Below are 15,902 nucleotides of genomic sequence, written 5' to 3' on the forward strand. Positions count from 1 at the left end.
TGATTCTTAGCGGCGAAAACCACAGCATGCCACCGCGCCGCACGCGAATCATCGGATTTGATAATAGGAAATTCTGATGGTCACTCTGCAATTCCATAGTGGCGCCATTTATGGAGAGCTGACCAACCTTCGCTCAATTCTGCTCCGACAACTGCACCGCCATGGTATCCGGCTCTAAGGCTTCGAACACATGCGGTTCGTCAGCGGGATAGCAAATGTAGTCGCCGGGATGCAGTTCGACCGGTGCATCGCGCGGCCCAACCAGCGCCCGGCCACGCGCGATAATCACATGCTCCACCGAGCCCGGCGGATGCGGTTTTGAATCGCGCGGCGCGCCCGGTTGGCTGGTGACCAGATAGAGATCGCGGCGTCCGCCGGGCGGGCAACTTGCCAGCAAAGCTGCCTGATAATCCGCCATCTCCGCCGAGACGATCATGCCTTCGCCACGGCGAATTACCTGCAATCGCTTCACTTCCGGCTCCATCAAACGCGCGAAAGGAATGTTCAGCGCCACACACAGCGCCCACAACGTTTCAAGGCTGGGATTGCCATTGCCCGCTTCGAGCTGCGACAGCGTAGATTTGGCGATACCGGCGCGACGCGCCACCTCTGTCAGTGAAAGCCCCGCGCGCTGACGTTCGCGCAGTAATCCGACAGCAATAATATCAATTGGCGTGGTCAAACCCTCTCCTGTTCTTTATATCGAACGATTTGTTCGTCTTGTAAAACGATTCTGGCGCGTTCATTATAACGGCTTTCCTGTTCGATATGAGATCAAATTGTGATGCGTCTGGGTGCAGTACCGCTTGATCGCGGAGTAATAAAAGCCATTTTCCTGGTTTGTCTTGCCGACGGCATTGTCGGGCTCTCTTACGGTTCGCTGGCGGCAGCGGAAGGGTTTCCGCTGTGGGTGCCGATTGCACTATCAACGCTGGTGCTGGCGGGCGCGTCGGAATTCCTGTTTATCGGCATCGTGGCTGGCGGCGGCAGTCCGTTAACGGCGGCGGCGGCGGGTTTGCTGGTCAACGCGCGTCATCTGCCGTTTGGCATTGCGGTGAAAGATCTGGTTGGTAAAGGCAGCCGCAGTTTGTTGGGATGCCACATCATGAATGATGAAAGCGTGGTGTTTGGTATTTCCCAGCCAAAACTGGCGCAACGTCGTGCCGCGTACTGGATTTGCGGATTAGGTATTTTCACCATCTGGCCGCTGTCGGTCATTGGCGGTGCGGTGATCGGGCGCTTTATTCCCGACGTATCGGCCATTGGTCTGGATGCGGTGTTCCCAGCGATCCTGATTGCCCTGATATTCCCGGCGCTGCGTCAGCGTCGTACGCTGATCCCCGCTACGCTGGGCACCACGCTGTCTGTGCTGGCGACACCGTTTGTGCCAGCGGGCATGCCGGTGCTGTTTTCACTGCTGGGATTACTGAGCTGGCGGGAGCGTAAAAATGCAAAATAATCTGATCATTGGCGGCATCGCGCTGCTGGCGGTAGGCACTTATGCGATTCGTTTCGCCGGTTATCGTCTGGGCAGCCGCATGCAGATGTCGGATCGCGCACGCAATATGCTATCCGATGCTGCCACCGTTTTGCTGCTGGCGGTGGCCGTTACCACCGCGCTGTTTGAAGGCACGCATTTTGCCGGCGTGGCGCGCATCGCCGGCGTGCTGTTTGCGGTGTTTTTGGCCTGGCGCCGCACACCGCTAATACTGGTGATTATCGGTGCCGCGCTAATGACCGCGTTGCTACGTTACTTCGGCGTGCCCTGATCGCGCCAGGTTTGCGCACGTAATTCATATACCAAACTGGCGGGCGCGCCCGGAACATCGTGAACCTGGCCGTAACAGCGCAGTCCCGCCTTTTCCAGTACCTGCTGTGATGCTATATGATCCTGACGCACCGCCGCATCAATAACCGGAAGCTGGCATTCATCGAAGCCATAAGCGATAACCCTTCGTGCAAACTCGGTGGCGAAACCTTTTCCCCACGCCTCTTTCGCCAGACGATAGCCAAGATTGTTTACCGGCTTGCCAGCAAACTCGCGCACCGATAAACCACCAAATCCGATAACCTCATCCGGCTGTTCCCGCAGGCAAATTGCCCAGTTACCAAAGGAAAAGGATTGCCAGTGCGCCAGCCAGCGATTTAACACCTCCTCTGCAAAGGCTAAATCGGGAAACGGACCCGCCGGATTGAACATATTGGTAGCGGGATCGCCATAGATGGCAAACAGGCGCTGAACATCGGTGGGTTCAACCGGACGAAGAAACAAACGTGATGAAGTGAGTTGCATTGTCGTAACCTTTTGTAGCCGGAACCGGCGTTATCTTCCTGATGAGTTTTGTTACTGTGATACTCCACGGATTACTAGCATAGAGGAAAACGTATGAAACCGCGTTTAGCCCGCTGTGATGAAACGGCCACGTTGTGGCGCATCCGCAACCTTGCCATTCGCCACGGTTGCCGAGGTGTTTATCCCGCTGATGTTATCAGCGCATGGACACCCGATGCGTTACCGTCCGGCTATTTCGAGGCGGTCAGAAGCCATCCGTTTTATGTGGTTGAGGATGCTGAATATGGCGTGGCCGCGACCGGATTTCTTGACTTGCACAACGGCAGCGTTGAAGCGATCTTCACGCTGCCCGCCTGCAACGGCAAAGGTTATGCCAGCGTCATCATGCAGGCAATCATCGATGAAGCGCGGCAGCGGGGTTTTGATAAACTGACGCTCGCCGCCACGCCCAACGCGAGCGGCTTTTATCTGCGCCACGGTTTTCGTGTGGTGCGTGAGACGCTTTATCCCTCGGCGCTGGCACAAGCCAATCTTCCCTGCGTCGAAATGGTACGCGAGCTTTAAGGCTAAAATGAAAAAAAGTGAAAACAACAAGGACGGCGCGAATATGGTCATTAATTGCGTAGCGTATCGCCACGGTAAGCGTGAAGAGCATGTCGACATCGCTGATATTAGTGAAGTATTAAAAGAAGAGAAATCCTTCGTCTGGATGGGTTTGTACCAACCAGAACCGGCTTTTATGCAGACGCTGCAGCAGGAGTTCAGCCTGCACGAACTGGCGATTGAAGATGCGCTGGTGGCGCATCAGCGACCAAAGATTGAGCAGTACGGCGATTCGGTATTTATTGTGGTAAAAACCGCGCACATGGACGATTTGCAGCGCATCACTTTCGGCGAAACCCACTTCTTCCTTGGCAAAAACTTCCTGATCACCGTGCGTCACGGTTCATCGGAAGGTTATGCTGACATCCGCACCAAAGCCGAAAAGAACCACGCATTACTGTGTGAAGGTCCGGGTTATGCGCTCTATTGCATCCTCGATTTCATCGTCGATAACTACAGCAAAATCACCGAATCACTTAACGATCGCATTGGCGGGCTGGAACAGGGCATGTTTACTACGCGTTTTGACAGCGACGCGTTGCAAAACGTTTATCACCTGCGCCGTGAACTGCTGGCGCTACGCAATGCGGCGCTGCCGGTGACGGAAATCTGCCAGCAGCTGGTGCGCTTCCACGAAGATATCATCCCGAAAAATCTGCGCGCCTATCTGCGTGACGTACAGGACCACGCGCATCACGTGATGATCGATGCGGAAGACATGCGCGAAATGCTCACCAGCGCGATGCAGGTGAATCTGGCGCTGGTGTCGGTGCAGCAAAGCGAAGTAAACAAAAAGCTCGCCGGTTGGGGGGCGATCCTGATTGTACCCACCATCATTTTCAGTATGTACGGTATGAACTTCCCCGATATGCCGGAGTTGCACACGCACTTTGGCTATCCCGCCGTGGTGGGCATTACTGTTGTTATCTGCTGCGTGATGTGGTGGCGGCTGAAAAAGGCCGGTTGGCTTTAACCGCTGAATGCCTGCATTTTTTACAACTTCCTGCGATCTGGAGCGAAAGATGTCCTTTAATATTGGTCTGCTGCTGTTCCCCAACCTCACGCAGCTCGATCTCACCGGTCCGTGGGAAGTGTTTGCCCGCATGCCCAACGCTAACAATTATCTGATTTGGAAAGATCGCCAGCCGGTGATGTCAGATCGAGGTCTGGCGATCGTACCCACCGTGACCTTTACCGATTGCCCGCAACTCGACTTGATCTGCATTCCCGGCGGTCCCGGACAAATTGCGCTGATGGACGATGACGAAACGCTGGATTTTGTCCGTCGTATGGCGGAGAACGCCAAGTGGGTAACTTCGGTGTGTACTGGTTCGTTGGTGTTAGGTGCTGCGGGATTGTTGCAGGGATATCGCGCGACGTCGCATTGGGGTTCGCTTGATCAGCTTAGCCTGCTCGGTGCCACGCCGGTAGCCGAACGCGTTGTGCGCGATCGCAACCGCATCACTGGCGCGGGCGTCACCTCGGGTATTGATTTTGCGTTAACCGTAGCGGAAGAGCTGCTTGGACGTGAAATCGCAGAAAATATCCAGCTGCAGATGGAGTACGATCCGGCGCCGCCATTCCATTCAGGTTCACCGCGCAGCGCCTCGCCGCAACGTTTGGCCGAGGCAAAAAGCCAGATGCAGGATTTTATTGCTCGTCGACGTGCGGCGACAGAAAGTGCCGCTGCGCGGCTCTACCACGAGGAGTGAAAGCTGGCGATTTCAGCCTGAAATCGCCACGGTTGTTACTGCTTAATGTGCGCTGGCAGTAGGGCGCACGGTGATTTCACTGATATCCACCTCGCCAGGCTGTTCAATGGCCCAACTCACCGCTTTGGCAATCGCTGCTGGCTTGAGCGCGATCTGGCGATAGCTTTTCATCGCTTCACGCGCGGTGCTATCGGTGATGCTATCCGCCAGTTCAGATTCAACTACGCCGGGATTGATCACTGTAACCCGCAGATGTTGCGACTCCTGACGCAGGCCATCGGAAATCGCGCGTACGGCGAATTTAGTCGCGCAGTAAACGGCGGCGGTCGGCGAAACGGTTAGCGCGCCAACCGAGGCGATATTAATAATGTGACCAAACTGCTGCGCTTGCATGGTCGGCAGCACCGCCGCAATGCCATACAGCACGCCGCGAACATTGACGTCGAGCATCAAGTCCCATTCATCGACTTTCATTGAACTCATGGGTGACAGCGGCATGACGCCGGCATTGTTGATCATCACATCAATACGGCCATATTTTTCCCGTGCAAAATCGGCCAGCTGCTGGATATCAGCGCGTTGGGTGACGTCGGTGGCGAGATAATCCACGTTCGCGCCGCCAAAACGCAGCGCTTCACTTAACGCTTGCAGACGATCGGTGCGGCGCGCGCCAAGCACCAGTTGATGGCCTTGCTGCGCCAGATGACGTGCAATGCCTTCGCCTATGCCGCTGCTGGCACCTGTCAAAATAATCACTTTCTTCGCTGTGTTCATGATGCATTCCTCGTTGAATTGACGAGGCTATTGTTGATAAATCACGCAATGCGCAACAGACCGGATTGTGGCGCATCTTTGCCTGATCCTCTCGCGTGCATTGTGCAAACAGCAGCTTGATGGCTATGCTTTGCCTGAATATCTCAGTGGAAATTATTTATGTCGCAATCCGTGCAACAGCGCACCTGCGCTTTACTCAGCCAGCTGGCGCGTCAGGAAGGCTATACCGAATCACTGCTTGATAGCGTGCGCTTTATGCGGGCCGATCGGCAGTGGGCGCGCACGCCGGTACTGTATGAGCCGAGCATCATTATTATTTGCCAGGGATCAAAACGAGCTTTCCTCGCCGACAAGATGTATCGCTATGATGCGCAGCACTATCTGGTGTTGTCAGTGCCGCTGCCGTTTTCTGCCGAGACGGAAGCCACGTCAGAAGAGCCGCTGCTGGGCATCGCGATTCGTCTGGATGTTGCCATGGTGGCGCGGCTGGTGGCGCAGCTGGCCAGCAGTGAATTGGCGGTAACCGCTGCGCCGGCGGGCATCATCTCTACACCAATCAATGAAACCCTGGCGCAGAGCACACTGCGTTTACTGGAAGCGTTGAGCGATCCGCTTGAAGCCAAAGTGTTGGGGCCCGCGCGGGTCGAGGAGATCTGTTTTCGCGTATTAATGGGCGATCAGGGTGGCGCAGTGCGTGCAGCGTTAACTTATCAAGGCCATTTTGGTCGTATCGCACGGGCTTTGCAGCGCATACATGCCGACTGGCGTCAGCCGCTGGATGTGCCGCATCTGGCGAATGAAGCCGGGATGAGCGTGCCGCGCTTCCATCTGCATTTCAAAACGGTGACGCAAACCTCGCCGATTCAATATCTAAAATCGCTGCGATTGCATCAGGCGCGTCTGATGATGATCCGCGACAATCTTACCGCCGCAGGTGCCGCAGCGCGCGTCGGCTATGAAAGTGATTCGCAGTTTAATCGTGAGTTCAAGAGGCTGTTTGGTCGCAGTCCGGCAGAAGAGGCGCGGGAGATGAGGCGGGCGTTTGAGTTGTTACCGCCGGAGCAGCTGTCCGGCCGATTACAGGCGCATTAGCTTAGCGAATGCTCATGATGGCGACGACCATCAAAATCCAGAATACCGCGCAGCCGGTAAACATCATTTGCCAAACTACACGGCGTTCAACTGTCAGAAAAGAAGAGAAACGTGAACGTAAAATCGATTGCATTGCGACCTCAAATCAGAATTTAAGAAGAAAGTTCGTTGGCTGAAGTAAGAAATCCCTGTCAGCGAATCAGATTATTCTGTCTTTTATGAGGTAATGAAATCGACGAGACCAGTCTTGTTTTTGGTCTGGAATGTAAACCATAAATAAAAGAAAAGCCGCGCAGGGCGCTGATCCCTGAGCGGCTGAACACTACGCATTTACTCGCTAAACGTTGCGCGTCACGCCACCATCAACACGAATATTCTGAGCGGTAATATAGGCCGCGCCAGGTGAAGCCAGGAAGGCGATGGTCGCCGCCACTTCTTCAGACGTACCGTAACGCTGCAATGGCACGCTATCCCGACGTTCATCGGTTTTCGGCAAGCTGTCGATCCAACCGGGCAGCACATTGTTGATGCGGATGTTATCGGCCGCGTAGGCATCAGCAAAGATTTTGGTGAAGGATGCCAGGCCGGCGCGGAACACCGCTGAGGTCGGGAACATATCGGTTGGCTCAAACGTCCACGCGGAGGAGATGTTGATAATGCTGCCGCCGCCTTGTTTCTGCATAATTGGCGTGACCAGACGCGTGGCGCGTACCACATTTAAAAAATAGGTTTCCATGCCAAGCTGCCACTGCTCATCGGTTAACGCCAAAATCGGCGCGCGCGGACCATGACCGGCGCTGTTCACCAGCACATCTATTCGGCCCCAGCGCGCCAGCGTTTGATCCACCAGCTTCTGCAAATCCGCTACCGACTGATTAGAACCGGTCACGCCCAAACCGCCCAGACGCTCCGCCAGCGCTTCACCTTTGCCGGAGGAGGAGAGGATTGCCACTTTATAGCCATCGCTTGCCAGTTTCTCGGCTGCTGCTGCACCCATGCCGCTGCCACCGGCGACGATTATTGCAACTTTTTCTACTGTCATCATTAATCTTCCTGTTAATTAAAAATCGATTAAAACCAGTATAAAAGGTAATTTTGGCAGCAGAGAGTCAGTCTGTTTGCCAATTGACGATAGGAAAACTACAGGATGAGTCAGGGATTCAGCGAACTACCGCCGCTCAATGCGTTGAAAGTCTTTGAAGCGGTGACGCGCCATCTTAACTTTCGCCTGGCGGCGGAAGAGTTAGGCGTCACACAGGGCGCGGTGGCGCAGCAAATTCGTGCTCTGGAAGCCAGCCTTGGACTGAAATTGTTTGATCGATTGCCGCGCACGCTGGCGCTGACCGGCGCGGGTGCGGGCTATGCGGTCAGCATTCGTCAGGCATTTGAATTGATCGATGAAGCCACGCGCACGCTGCGACCAGAACCGAATCGCTTAACGCTGAGCGTTACACCCACCTTTGCCAGTCGCTGGATGTTGCCGCGTTTACCGGGCTTTACCACCGCATGGCCGGATATCGATCTGCGCGTGTTGGCTTCTGAGCGGCTGGTGCAGTTTCATCATGAAGGCGTCGATCTAGCGGTGCGTTATGGCAGGCCACCGTTTGGCGCGGGTCTTGATGCCACTTTGCTGTTTAGCCAAACGGTATTAGCGGTGGTGAGTCCTGCGCTGTTAGCCGAGCTTGGCGATCCGGCAGCAAGCGACAACTTTCAGCGCTACGCCTTGTTGCACGATGGTCACCATCTGTGGCCTGCATTTCTCGCGTTTACCTTCCCGAATTTATCGCTGCATCATCAGCATCACCTGCGTTTCAATCAAACCGCGCTGGCGCTGGAAGCGGCGATCAGCGGGCAGGGCATTGCGCTCACCAGCCCGCATTTCGTGCAGAACGATCTCACCAGCGGACGGTTGGTGCCCGCGTTTACGCAGCAAATGACCCTGGATGCCGGTTGGTATCTGGTGTGGCCGCGCCGTCCGCGCCAGCAGGCGTCGGTGATGGCGGTGCGCGATTGGCTTTTAGCGCAGGTTAGCGGCTGATATTTGTTCAATAACGAAATCAGTAAAACTGATGATCCACGCAGAATCATGAATGTTATAACTGCTTAATGATGCAGACATGGGGTTTTATCCTGTCAAGGCAGTGAATTAGCAAAATATCGCGAAAATTCAGCAAGTAAAGCAACGGATTGCGCGTTGCATTCTGCCGGGGGCTGTGAATAAATACGGAGTCAATTTTAATAAAAATGCCATAAAGGCCAGGTTTACGCCTGAAAAAGATCTTTGCATATGACCGATTATAAAGATGTTTTAGCCAGGGACATCAGCGCCAAAAGTGAAAGCATGCAGGCGCATCTCATCGCCATCCGCCGTGATATACACGCGCATCCGGAGCTGGGTTTCGACACCGTCCGCACTGCACACATCGTTGAGCAGGAACTGCTGCGCCTGGGTCTGACGCCGCAAACCGGCGTTGGCAGAAGTGGCGTGATGGTTGATATTGTCGGCGCGCATCCCGGTAAAACCGTGCTGTTACGCGCGGATATGGATGCGTTGCCAATCCACGAACAAACCGGCTTACCTTTCAGCAGCCACTATCCCGGCAAAATGCACGCCTGCGGCCACGATATTCACACCGCGACGATGCTCGGCGTGGCGGCGATAGTGCCGCACTATCGCGCGCAGCTGCATGGCACGTTACGTTTGATTTTCCAGCCAGCAGAAGAGACGCCCAATAGCGGGGCCGAAGCGATGATCGCTGATGGCGCCGCAGATGGCGTCGATCTGGCCGTCACGCTGCACAACAAACCGGAACTGGCCGCCGGTGAAATCGGCCTAACGCGCGGCGCCAGCACCGCTTCCAGCGATGAGTTTGATGTGGTAGTGCACGGTAAATCAACGCACGCGGCCCGTCCGCACATGGGAACCGATCCGATCATTGCTGCCGTCAATCTGGTGAGCCAGCTGCAAACCATTATTTCGCGCGAACTCGATCCCGCCAATTCAGCGGTGCTGACCATCGGCCATATTCATGGCGGCACCACTCACAATATTATTTCCGATAGCTGCCTGATTCAGGGCACAGTGCGCGCCAAATCACCGGCGGCGCGTGCGCACATTGAAGAGGCGTTCAAACGTATCTGCGCGGGCGTCGCGCTGTCGCTGAATGTGCGCGTTGAGGTCAATTATCAGCGCGGTGTACCGCCGTTGATGAACGACGATGCGTTGATTGATGTGCTGGAACCGATTTTGTCGCATCAGTTTGGTAAAGCGATTATCGCCAAACCGAGCGCCAGCTTTGGTGCCGAAGATTTCTCGCTGTTTACCGAGCGCGCGCCAGGTTGCCAAATCCACATTGGATCCGGTGCACCGGGACGCGACGACCATCTGCATAATTCGGATTACCAACCCGACGAGCGCAGTATCCATGCCGGCACGCAGGCATTAGCCCGTTTAGCCATTGATTTACTCTCAAAATAACGAACTTCGAGGTTTTATGATGATGCGTAAAGGACTGTTTACCGCTTCCGTGGGCATGCTGCTGCTTGCCTCTTCCGCTCTGGTGCAGGCAAAAGATTTTGGCACGCTGAAATTCGCCACCGAAGCCGCTTATCCGCCATTCAACCAATCTACGCCGAACGGCAAAATCGTCGGTTATGAGCCGGATATGGTGGCTGAAATCGCTAAACGAGCCGGTTTCAAATACGAAATCGTGGCACAGAAATGGTCCGGTATGATTCCGGGTTTAGTCGACGGCAAATATGACGCGGTAATCGATGCCGTGACCGTCACGCCGAAGCGTGAAGAAGTGGTAGATTTCTCCCGCCAGTACACCGTCAGTGTTTCAGGTTTCGTCACCCTGAAGGGCAGCGCGGTTGATACCTTGCCAGGCAATGGCGAAGTGGTGCTGGCGGATGACGAAGCCGCGATGACCAAATCTATCGATGCGCTGAAAGCCAAATTCAAAGGCAAAACCATTGCGGTGCAGGTTGCTACCATTCAGGCGGACTTCCTCAACAAATATCTGGCGGATGTGGCGACGATTCGCACGTATCAGGCCGGCCCGGAAACCTTCGCCGATCTGCTGAATGGCCGCGTTGATGCGGTCATGGCATCACGCACTAACCTGAATGCCTATGTGAAAAAGCATGCGGATACGGTGAACAGCACTGGTTACGGTTTCTCGGGCGGCGTGTTGGGCCAGGGTTCAGCTATCGCGATTCAGAAAAACAATCCGGAGCTGAAAGCGGCGCTGGATTCGGCGTTAAATTCCATGATCAAAGATGGCACGCTGAAGCAGCTGTCTGAAAAATGGTTCGGCGAAAACGTCGCACCTAAAGAGTAATTCCAGGCGCTTATGGCTATTGATTGGCAAATCTTAGGTTTTGGTGACGAAGGTTGGGGCGGCGTGTTGCTTAACGCCGCCACGGTAACCGTCACCGTTTCATTGTGTGCATGGCTGCTGGGCGCAATCCTTGGCAGCCTGCTGTGTTGGATGCAGATTGCTGGCGGGCGCTGGCAGCAGCGGCTCGCCAACGGCTACATCACGCTGTTACGTGGTGTGCCGGAGTTACTAGTGATCTACCTGTTCTATTTTGGTGGACGTCAGGTGGTGTCGTTTATCGGGGAAAGTCTCGGCTTGCAAGGTCCGTTCGACGTGAACGGCTTTGTCGCCGGCGCGATTGCCATTGGCCTGATCTCCGGCGCATATCAAAGTAGCGTGTTCCGCGGTGCATTTTACGCGATCCCGAAAGGGACGCTGGAAGCCGCAACGGTTACGGGCATGGGCCGTTTGATGCTGTTCCGCCGCATGATCGTGCCGCAGGCGCTGAAAACCGCGCTGCCGGGCATGGGCAATCAGTGGCAATCGGTGATCAAGGAGTCGGCGCTGGTTTCGGTCACCGGTTTGGTGGAAACCATGAACCAGATCTCCACCGCCTCCAACTCGACGCAAATGCCGTTCTTCTTCTACAGCGTTGGCGCGGTGATCTATTTGATCATCACCACCTGTTCCGATTTTGTTTTCCGCTATGTGGAAAAAGTGGCCATGCGCGGGCAACAACGCGCGCGGTTGTAAGGAGCCACGATGGATGTCACTTTCCTGCAGCACACCTTAGCTGCACTGCTGCGCGGCCTGCCGCTGACGCTGAATCTGGCGCTGCTGTCACTGTTGGGCGGCGGCGTATTGGCGCTGCTGCTCAATCTACTGCGGCAGAACCGCTTTGGTAGCTACGTTACGCGCTTTTATGTCTGGGTGTTTCGCGGCACGCCGCTGCTGATTCAGATCTTCATGATCTATTACGGCCTTGGTAGCTTGCCGGCGGTGCGCGAAAGCGTGCTGTGGCCGCTGCTGCGCGATCCTTACTGGTGCGGTTTGATTGCATTAATCCTTAACGATGCGGCTTACACCTCGGAGATTCTGCGCGGCGGGTTAAACGCAGTGAGCGTGCAGTCGCTGGAAGCTGCCAAAGTGAGCGGTATGTCGCGCTTCACCACGCTGCGCCGCATTACGCTGCCGCTGGCGGTACGTCAGGCATTACCGGCTTACAGCAATGAAATTATCTCGATGATCAAATCGACCTCGCTGGTCAGCACCATCAGTTTGATGGAGATGACCGGCATCGCTGATTCAATCGTCTCTGAGACCTTCCGCGCGCTGGAGGTGTTTATTAGCGCGGCGATTATCTATCTGCTACTGACCGTGCTGGTGAGTAAAGCGGTGGCGCTGCTGGAGCGCCGTTTGTCCCCTTATCACGTTGGAGCACGTCCATGAGTAAACCCACTATTGCCCTGAGTCATCTCAGAAAAAGTTATAGCGGGCACGAAGTGCTGCACGATATTAGCCTGACGGCCCAGGATGGCGACGTGATTTCGCTGATTGGTGCCAGCGGCTCTGGCAAGAGTACCTTATTGCGCTGCATTCCATTTTTAGAAGTGCCGCAGGGCGGGGAAATCGCGGTGGGTGACGAAGTGGTCACTATCGATAATCCCGATGAGAAGCTGAGCCGCGAGCAGCAGCGCCGTATCAAGCTGATGCGTATGCAGCTCGGTTTTGTCTTCCAGAGCTTCAACCTGTGGCCGCACAAAACCGTGCTGCAGAACATCATCGAAGCGCCAATTCATGTGCAGAAGCGCAGCAGTAAAGAGGCGATTGAAGAGGCCGAAGCGCTGCTGCAAAAAGTGGGATTGTACGAGAAGCGTAACGCGTGGCCATCGCAGCTTTCGGGTGGTCAGCAACAGCGCGTGGCGATTGCCCGTGCGCTGGCGCAGCAGCCGAAAGCCATTCTGTTTGATGAGCCAACCTCCGCGCTTGATCCTGAGCTGGTAGGCGAAGTGTTGCGCGTGATTCGTAGCCTGGCGGAAGAGGGGCGCACCATGATCATCGTCACACACGAAATGGGCTTTGCACGCGATGTCTCGAACAAAGCGGTGTTCCTGCATCAGGGCAAGATTGAGGAAGCCGGTTCGCCGCAGCAGGTGTTCAGCGATCCCCTCTCCGCGCGCTGTCGCGCATTTGTGAGTAGCCACTTACAGCGCAATAGTTAACAACAGTTTCATTTCCCTTCGCACCAGCAACGAGAGTGAGCTGGTGCATTTCTTCTGCGTCTCATGTTTTACCTAAATTTCTTCCTAATTGAAGCCATTGCTCTAGCAACGGGTGGTCCGGATAGCAGCAACCACGCGCCAGGCACACTTCTGAAAACACGCGACGACCGGGAAAAGTCGTTGAATCCCTCTACGGCGCGGGTTAAAACGTTTGACTTTAGTCAGGCCTCCTTTACTGGAGTACTTCTTTACTGCATAACCACGGAACTCTATGCCGCACACTTACCGACCATGGATGAAAAGGTATTGGCTGGTCTGGCTGCTGTTAACGCTGATCACCTTGATAGCGTTATTTACCGATCAAATTTTGCAGCAGCAGCGTGTCGGCAAGGCGCAATTTAATCAGCAGTTTAACCGTCTCGCCGCCTATCAAACGCAGAATGAAACGCTGTTGCCGCTGCTGAATGGCGATGAGGAACTCGCCTCTTTGCAGAGCAAATTCCCCCAGCTTGTCCTGTTGGAACACACCGTAAATCGTCCGTTAACCGCGCCGCGTTTTGAAGAAGTAAGCGGTGGTCGCTATTGGCTCTACAATCCTTACCGCCAGATTCGCATGCTGATCGATTTGCATTTTGCCCTGCAAACCTCGGATGTGGCGCTGGCGCTGGCTTTTCATATCCACGCACCGCCCGCCATGCAAACGGTGAACTATTCGGACACCGCGCGCTGGCAATGGCAGCGGCCGTTCATCAATCACTATCAGCCATTCTTGCTGAAAGGCAGCGCCAATCCCGACTGGCGTGCGCTGCATGCGCTGCCATTTATGCTGGCGCTGCTGGCATGGCTGGTAATTGGCGGTTTAGGCTGGTGGCTGCTGCGTCACTGGCGTCAGCACGTGGAGATGCGCCTGCGCGCGGACTATTTCCAGCGGACGCGACGTGAAGCATTGGGCGAGTTTACCGCTGGCATCATTCATGAAATTAATCAGCCGCTGACAGCCATCAACACCTGGCTGCACAGCAGTGAGCTGCTGCTGAAACAGGGCAAGTACGAGAATCTGCCGCAGGCGCTCAACGCGATGAACCTGCAAACCGAGCGCCTCGCGGCGTTGCTGCAACGCTTTCGCGACATCGTGAGCGAACGTCCGGTGGCGATGACCGCCGTGAATCCGGAAGCCATCTGGCGGCGCGTGACGGTGCTGCTGCAACAGGAACTGGATGACGGCGATGTCACGCTGCGTCAGCAGTGGCAGCACGGTCAGGCAAAAGTATTGAGCGATCCCCAATGGCTGGAACAGGTGTTCCATAACCTGTTGCAGAACGCCATTCACATGCAGCAAGGACGTCCCGATGCATGGGTGAACATGGCATCTGAACCTATTCCTCACGGCATCAAAATCATCATTAGCGATAATGGTCCCGGCTTCTCGGCGGAAGGATTAGCGCAGGCTTGCATGCCGTTTTACAGCTCGCGCGCCAATAGCATGGGATTAGGCATGACGCTGGTCGAGAGCTTGATGTTACGCATGAACGGCCAGCTGCGGCTGGCAAATCGCGCTGCAGGCGGCGCGGAGATTACCTTAATTTTCCAACTGGCGGAGTAACGGAATGGTCGCAAAGGTTTGGTTAGTGGATGATGATTTATCCGTGCGTGAATCGCTCGGTTTTCTGCTTAAAACGCTGGATTACGACGTGGTCGATTTTGCCGATTTGGCCACATTTGAAGCGGCTACGCAGGCGCAACAACCGCTGCGCGGCTGTTTGCTGTTGGATGTGCGCATGCCGGGCATTAGCGGTCTGAGTTGGCTGGCGGAGCAGGGCGATCGCCATCCGCTGCTGCCGGTGATCATCATGACCGGTCACGGCACCATTGATGCCTGTCGTCGCGCATTTCGTCAGGGCGCATTTGAGTTTTACACCAAGCCGCTGGAGATAGAACCGCTGTTGGAGACCATTCATCTGGCATTCAGCGAAAGTGAGCAGCGTGCCGATCGCTGGCAGTCGCAGCAGGGTTTGCAGGCGCGGTTTGCGCTGTTATCGGCGCGTGAAAGTGAAGTGATGCAGTTGATGATTGCCGGGCAAACCAGCAAAGAGATCGCGCGTGATTTATCGCTATCACCGCGCACCGTGGAAGCGCATCGCGCGGCGGTGTTTGCCAAGCTGGAACTCAATAATCTCGCACAGTTGATTCACGCCTGGCAGCAGTTGAACCAGGTATAACTACCTGGCCGAACGGGTAATCGCCCGAATATTTCTTTTGCCCGCCGCGCTTTACAGTGTCACTCACTATCAAACAGGAGTGACACATGAACATCCGCCTTTCTCTGATTGCCGCTGCGGCGGCCCTGGTATCCTTCGGCAGCCACGCTGCATTAACCGAATCCAACCTGTCCCTTGCTGACGCACAGAAGCTGGCGAGCGCCGCGGTTCAATCGTGTGCGGCGAAAAACTACAACGTCACGGTTACCGTGGTGGATCGTGCTGGTTTGGTGAAAGCGGTGCAGCGCATGGATAACGCCGGTCCGCACACCGTTGAAGCCAGCCAGATGAAAGCCTACACCGCGCTGAGCACCAAAAACCCAAGCGGTAAAGTGATGGAAGCCGCACAGAATAATGCTGGTGCGCAGAACATGCGTGATATTCCAGGCTTCCTGCTGCTGGCGGGCGGTGTGCCGGTGAAAAGCGGCGACCAGGTGATTGGCGCAATCGGCATCGGCGGCGCACCGGGCGGCCATTTGGATGAAGCCTGCGCGGTGGATGCGTTGAAAGTCATTCAGTAATACGCACCAGGTCGTCATTGATGGCGACCTGGTTAGTTACGGCGCGACAGTGCAAAACAGATTAGCGGCATCGGCGAGTTAACAGCAGCAGTTCGACAAGCAACC

At 55.3% G+C, this 15,902-nt stretch carries 20 protein-coding genes; 15 read left to right on the forward strand and 5 right to left on the reverse strand.

The features are described 5' to 3' along the window. Nucleotides 1-133: 133 nt before the first annotated feature. Nucleotides 134-682, reverse strand: coding sequence for a helix-turn-helix domain-containing protein (locus tag IB226_RS11180; RefSeq protein WP_192235427.1), 549 nt, complete (start codon nucleotides 680-682; stop codon nucleotides 134-136). 102 nt (nucleotides 683-784) lie between these two features. Between IB226_RS11180 and IB226_RS11185 the strand changes: the two genes are divergently transcribed. Together IB226_RS11185 and IB226_RS11190 are read left to right on the forward strand one after the other, a co-directional pair. Continuing rightward, entirely contained in the window at nucleotides 785-1,459 is a 675-nt protein-coding gene (locus IB226_RS11185) for an AzlC family ABC transporter permease (RefSeq protein ID WP_110867038.1), read from the forward strand. Continuing rightward, entirely contained in the window at nucleotides 1,449-1,769 is a 321-nt protein-coding gene (locus IB226_RS11190) for an AzlD domain-containing protein (RefSeq protein ID WP_008109204.1), read from the forward strand. Before IB226_RS11185 ends, IB226_RS11190 begins: the two co-directional genes overlap by 11 nt. Here the strand turns inward: IB226_RS11190 and IB226_RS11195 are convergent. Continuing rightward, nucleotides 1,751-2,293 carry a GNAT family N-acetyltransferase gene (locus tag IB226_RS11195; protein ID WP_192235428.1) on the reverse strand — a complete coding sequence of 181 codons (543 nt, stop codon included), beginning with the start codon at nucleotides 2,291-2,293 and terminating at the stop codon, nucleotides 1,751-1,753. The genes IB226_RS11190 and IB226_RS11195 overlap by 19 nt on opposite strands. A gap of 93 nt (nucleotides 2,294-2,386) precedes the next feature. Between IB226_RS11195 and IB226_RS11200 the strand changes: the two genes are divergently transcribed. From IB226_RS11200 to IB226_RS11210, 3 genes are read left to right on the forward strand one after another with little or no spacing between them, the layout of a single operon-like run. Next, nucleotides 2,387-2,857, forward strand: coding sequence for a GNAT family N-acetyltransferase (locus IB226_RS11200; protein WP_192235429.1), 471 nt, complete (start codon nucleotides 2,387-2,389; stop codon nucleotides 2,855-2,857). A gap of 43 nt (nucleotides 2,858-2,900) precedes the next feature. Then, the gene (corA, locus tag IB226_RS11205; protein WP_101761767.1) at nucleotides 2,901-3,869 is read left to right on the forward strand and encodes a magnesium/cobalt transporter CorA; all 969 of its coding nucleotides are present in this window, start codon (nucleotides 2,901-2,903) and stop codon (nucleotides 3,867-3,869) included. A 49-nt stretch (nucleotides 3,870-3,918) separates the two neighbouring features. Beyond that, nucleotides 3,919-4,608 carry a DJ-1/PfpI family protein gene (locus tag IB226_RS11210; RefSeq protein ID WP_192235430.1) on the forward strand — a complete coding sequence of 230 codons (690 nt, stop codon included), beginning with the start codon at nucleotides 3,919-3,921 and terminating at the stop codon, nucleotides 4,606-4,608. A 42-nt stretch (nucleotides 4,609-4,650) separates the two neighbouring features. Here the strand turns inward: IB226_RS11210 and IB226_RS11215 are convergent, their stop codons facing one another. After that, complete coding sequence (locus IB226_RS11215; protein WP_192235431.1) at nucleotides 4,651-5,382, reverse strand: SDR family oxidoreductase; 732 nt, start codon at nucleotides 5,380-5,382, stop codon at nucleotides 4,651-4,653. Between the two features lie 159 nt (nucleotides 5,383-5,541). Between IB226_RS11215 and IB226_RS11220 the strand changes: the two genes are divergently transcribed. Then, nucleotides 5,542-6,474 (forward strand): AraC family transcriptional regulator, encoded by a 933-nt coding sequence (locus IB226_RS11220; protein WP_192235433.1) that lies wholly within the window; start codon nucleotides 5,542-5,544, stop codon nucleotides 6,472-6,474. A 1-nt stretch (nucleotide 6,475) separates the two neighbouring features. Here IB226_RS11220 and IB226_RS23340 read toward each other — a convergent pair whose 3' ends face one another. Next, nucleotides 6,476-6,607 (reverse strand): hypothetical protein, encoded by a 132-nt coding sequence (locus IB226_RS23340; protein ID WP_255421535.1) that lies wholly within the window; start codon nucleotides 6,605-6,607, stop codon nucleotides 6,476-6,478. 204 nt (nucleotides 6,608-6,811) lie between these two features. Continuing rightward, complete coding sequence (locus IB226_RS11225; RefSeq protein ID WP_110867237.1) at nucleotides 6,812-7,516, reverse strand: SDR family oxidoreductase; 705 nt, start codon at nucleotides 7,514-7,516, stop codon at nucleotides 6,812-6,814. A 105-nt stretch (nucleotides 7,517-7,621) separates the two neighbouring features. Here IB226_RS11225 and IB226_RS11230 point away from each other — a divergent pair, with 105 nt between their 5' ends. The 9 genes from IB226_RS11230 to IB226_RS11270 all read left to right on the forward strand — a co-directional run bounded on the left by IB226_RS11230 (nucleotide 7,622) and on the right by IB226_RS11270 (nucleotide 15,797). Next, nucleotides 7,622-8,512: a LysR substrate-binding domain-containing protein gene (locus IB226_RS11230; protein WP_192235435.1), complete on the forward strand. Its 891-nt coding sequence runs from the start codon at nucleotides 7,622-7,624 to the stop codon at nucleotides 8,510-8,512. Nucleotides 8,513-8,761: 249 nt separating this feature from the next. Beyond that, nucleotides 8,762-9,952, forward strand: a complete 1,191-nt coding sequence (locus IB226_RS11235) for a M20 family metallopeptidase (protein WP_192235437.1) — start codon at nucleotides 8,762-8,764, stop codon at nucleotides 9,950-9,952. A gap of 16 nt (nucleotides 9,953-9,968) precedes the next feature. Then, on the forward strand, nucleotides 9,969-10,817 hold the full coding sequence (locus IB226_RS11240; RefSeq protein ID WP_176970607.1) for a transporter substrate-binding domain-containing protein: 849 nt from the start codon (nucleotides 9,969-9,971) through the stop codon (nucleotides 10,815-10,817). Nucleotides 10,818-10,829: 12 nt separating this feature from the next. Next, a complete protein-coding gene (locus tag IB226_RS11245; protein WP_192235439.1) occupies nucleotides 10,830-11,549 on the forward strand; it encodes an ABC transporter permease in 720 nt (239 codons plus the stop codon). Between the two features lie 9 nt (nucleotides 11,550-11,558). Continuing rightward, complete coding sequence (locus tag IB226_RS11250; protein WP_061719022.1) at nucleotides 11,559-12,245, forward strand: ABC transporter permease; 687 nt, start codon at nucleotides 11,559-11,561, stop codon at nucleotides 12,243-12,245. Beyond that, nucleotides 12,242-13,018 carry an ABC transporter ATP-binding protein gene (locus IB226_RS11255; RefSeq protein WP_192235441.1) on the forward strand — a complete coding sequence of 259 codons (777 nt, stop codon included), beginning with the start codon at nucleotides 12,242-12,244 and terminating at the stop codon, nucleotides 13,016-13,018. The genes IB226_RS11250 and IB226_RS11255 overlap by 4 nt, the downstream gene beginning before the upstream one ends. Nucleotides 13,019-13,313: 295 nt before the next feature. Next, nucleotides 13,314-14,621 carry a sensor histidine kinase gene (locus tag IB226_RS11260; RefSeq protein ID WP_225608261.1) on the forward strand — a complete coding sequence of 436 codons (1,308 nt, stop codon included), beginning with the start codon at nucleotides 13,314-13,316 and terminating at the stop codon, nucleotides 14,619-14,621. 4 nt (nucleotides 14,622-14,625) lie between these two features. Next, nucleotides 14,626-15,237, forward strand: a complete 612-nt coding sequence (locus IB226_RS11265) for a response regulator transcription factor (RefSeq protein ID WP_101761139.1) — start codon at nucleotides 14,626-14,628, stop codon at nucleotides 15,235-15,237. 86 nt (nucleotides 15,238-15,323) lie between these two features. After that, on the forward strand, nucleotides 15,324-15,797 hold the full coding sequence (locus IB226_RS11270; protein ID WP_101761138.1) for a heme-binding protein: 474 nt from the start codon (nucleotides 15,324-15,326) through the stop codon (nucleotides 15,795-15,797). The last annotated feature ends 105 nt before the right edge of the window (nucleotides 15,798-15,902 follow it).

This window comes from Pantoea sp. PNT03, assembly GCF_014852515.1.
GTDB lineage: Bacteria > Pseudomonadota > Gammaproteobacteria > Enterobacterales > Enterobacteriaceae > Pantoea > Pantoea leporis.

Coding starts and splice junctions, on each gene's coding strand:
- IB226_RS11185 (WP_110867038.1), top strand. CDS start 785: ATGCGTCTGGGTGCAGTACCGCTTGATCGCGGAGTAATAAAAGCCATT.
- IB226_RS11190 (WP_008109204.1), top strand. CDS start 1,449: ATGCAAAATAATCTGATCATTGGCGGCATCGCGCTGCTGGCGGTAGGC.
- IB226_RS11195 (WP_192235428.1), bottom strand. CDS start 2,293: ATGCAACTCACTTCATCACGTTTGTTTCTTCGTCCGGTTGAACCCACC.
- IB226_RS11200 (WP_192235429.1), top strand. CDS start 2,387: ATGAAACCGCGTTTAGCCCGCTGTGATGAAACGGCCACGTTGTGGCGC.
- corA (WP_101761767.1), top strand. CDS start 2,901: ATGGTCATTAATTGCGTAGCGTATCGCCACGGTAAGCGTGAAGAGCAT.
- IB226_RS11210 (WP_192235430.1), top strand. CDS start 3,919: ATGTCCTTTAATATTGGTCTGCTGCTGTTCCCCAACCTCACGCAGCTC.
- IB226_RS11215 (WP_192235431.1), bottom strand. CDS start 5,382: ATGAACACAGCGAAGAAAGTGATTATTTTGACAGGTGCCAGCAGCGGC.
- IB226_RS11220 (WP_192235433.1), top strand. CDS start 5,542: ATGTCGCAATCCGTGCAACAGCGCACCTGCGCTTTACTCAGCCAGCTG.
- IB226_RS23340 (WP_255421535.1), bottom strand. CDS start 6,607: ATGCAATCGATTTTACGTTCACGTTTCTCTTCTTTTCTGACAGTTGAA.
- IB226_RS11225 (WP_110867237.1), bottom strand. CDS start 7,516: ATGACAGTAGAAAAAGTTGCAATAATCGTCGCCGGTGGCAGCGGCATG.
- IB226_RS11230 (WP_192235435.1), top strand. CDS start 7,622: ATGAGTCAGGGATTCAGCGAACTACCGCCGCTCAATGCGTTGAAAGTC.
- IB226_RS11235 (WP_192235437.1), top strand. CDS start 8,762: ATGACCGATTATAAAGATGTTTTAGCCAGGGACATCAGCGCCAAAAGT.
- IB226_RS11240 (WP_176970607.1), top strand. CDS start 9,969: ATGATGATGCGTAAAGGACTGTTTACCGCTTCCGTGGGCATGCTGCTG.
- IB226_RS11245 (WP_192235439.1), top strand. CDS start 10,830: ATGGCTATTGATTGGCAAATCTTAGGTTTTGGTGACGAAGGTTGGGGC.
- IB226_RS11250 (WP_061719022.1), top strand. CDS start 11,559: ATGGATGTCACTTTCCTGCAGCACACCTTAGCTGCACTGCTGCGCGGC.
- IB226_RS11255 (WP_192235441.1), top strand. CDS start 12,242: ATGAGTAAACCCACTATTGCCCTGAGTCATCTCAGAAAAAGTTATAGC.
- IB226_RS11260 (WP_225608261.1), top strand. CDS start 13,314: ATGAAAAGGTATTGGCTGGTCTGGCTGCTGTTAACGCTGATCACCTTG.
- IB226_RS11265 (WP_101761139.1), top strand. CDS start 14,626: ATGGTCGCAAAGGTTTGGTTAGTGGATGATGATTTATCCGTGCGTGAA.
- IB226_RS11270 (WP_101761138.1), top strand. CDS start 15,324: ATGAACATCCGCCTTTCTCTGATTGCCGCTGCGGCGGCCCTGGTATCC.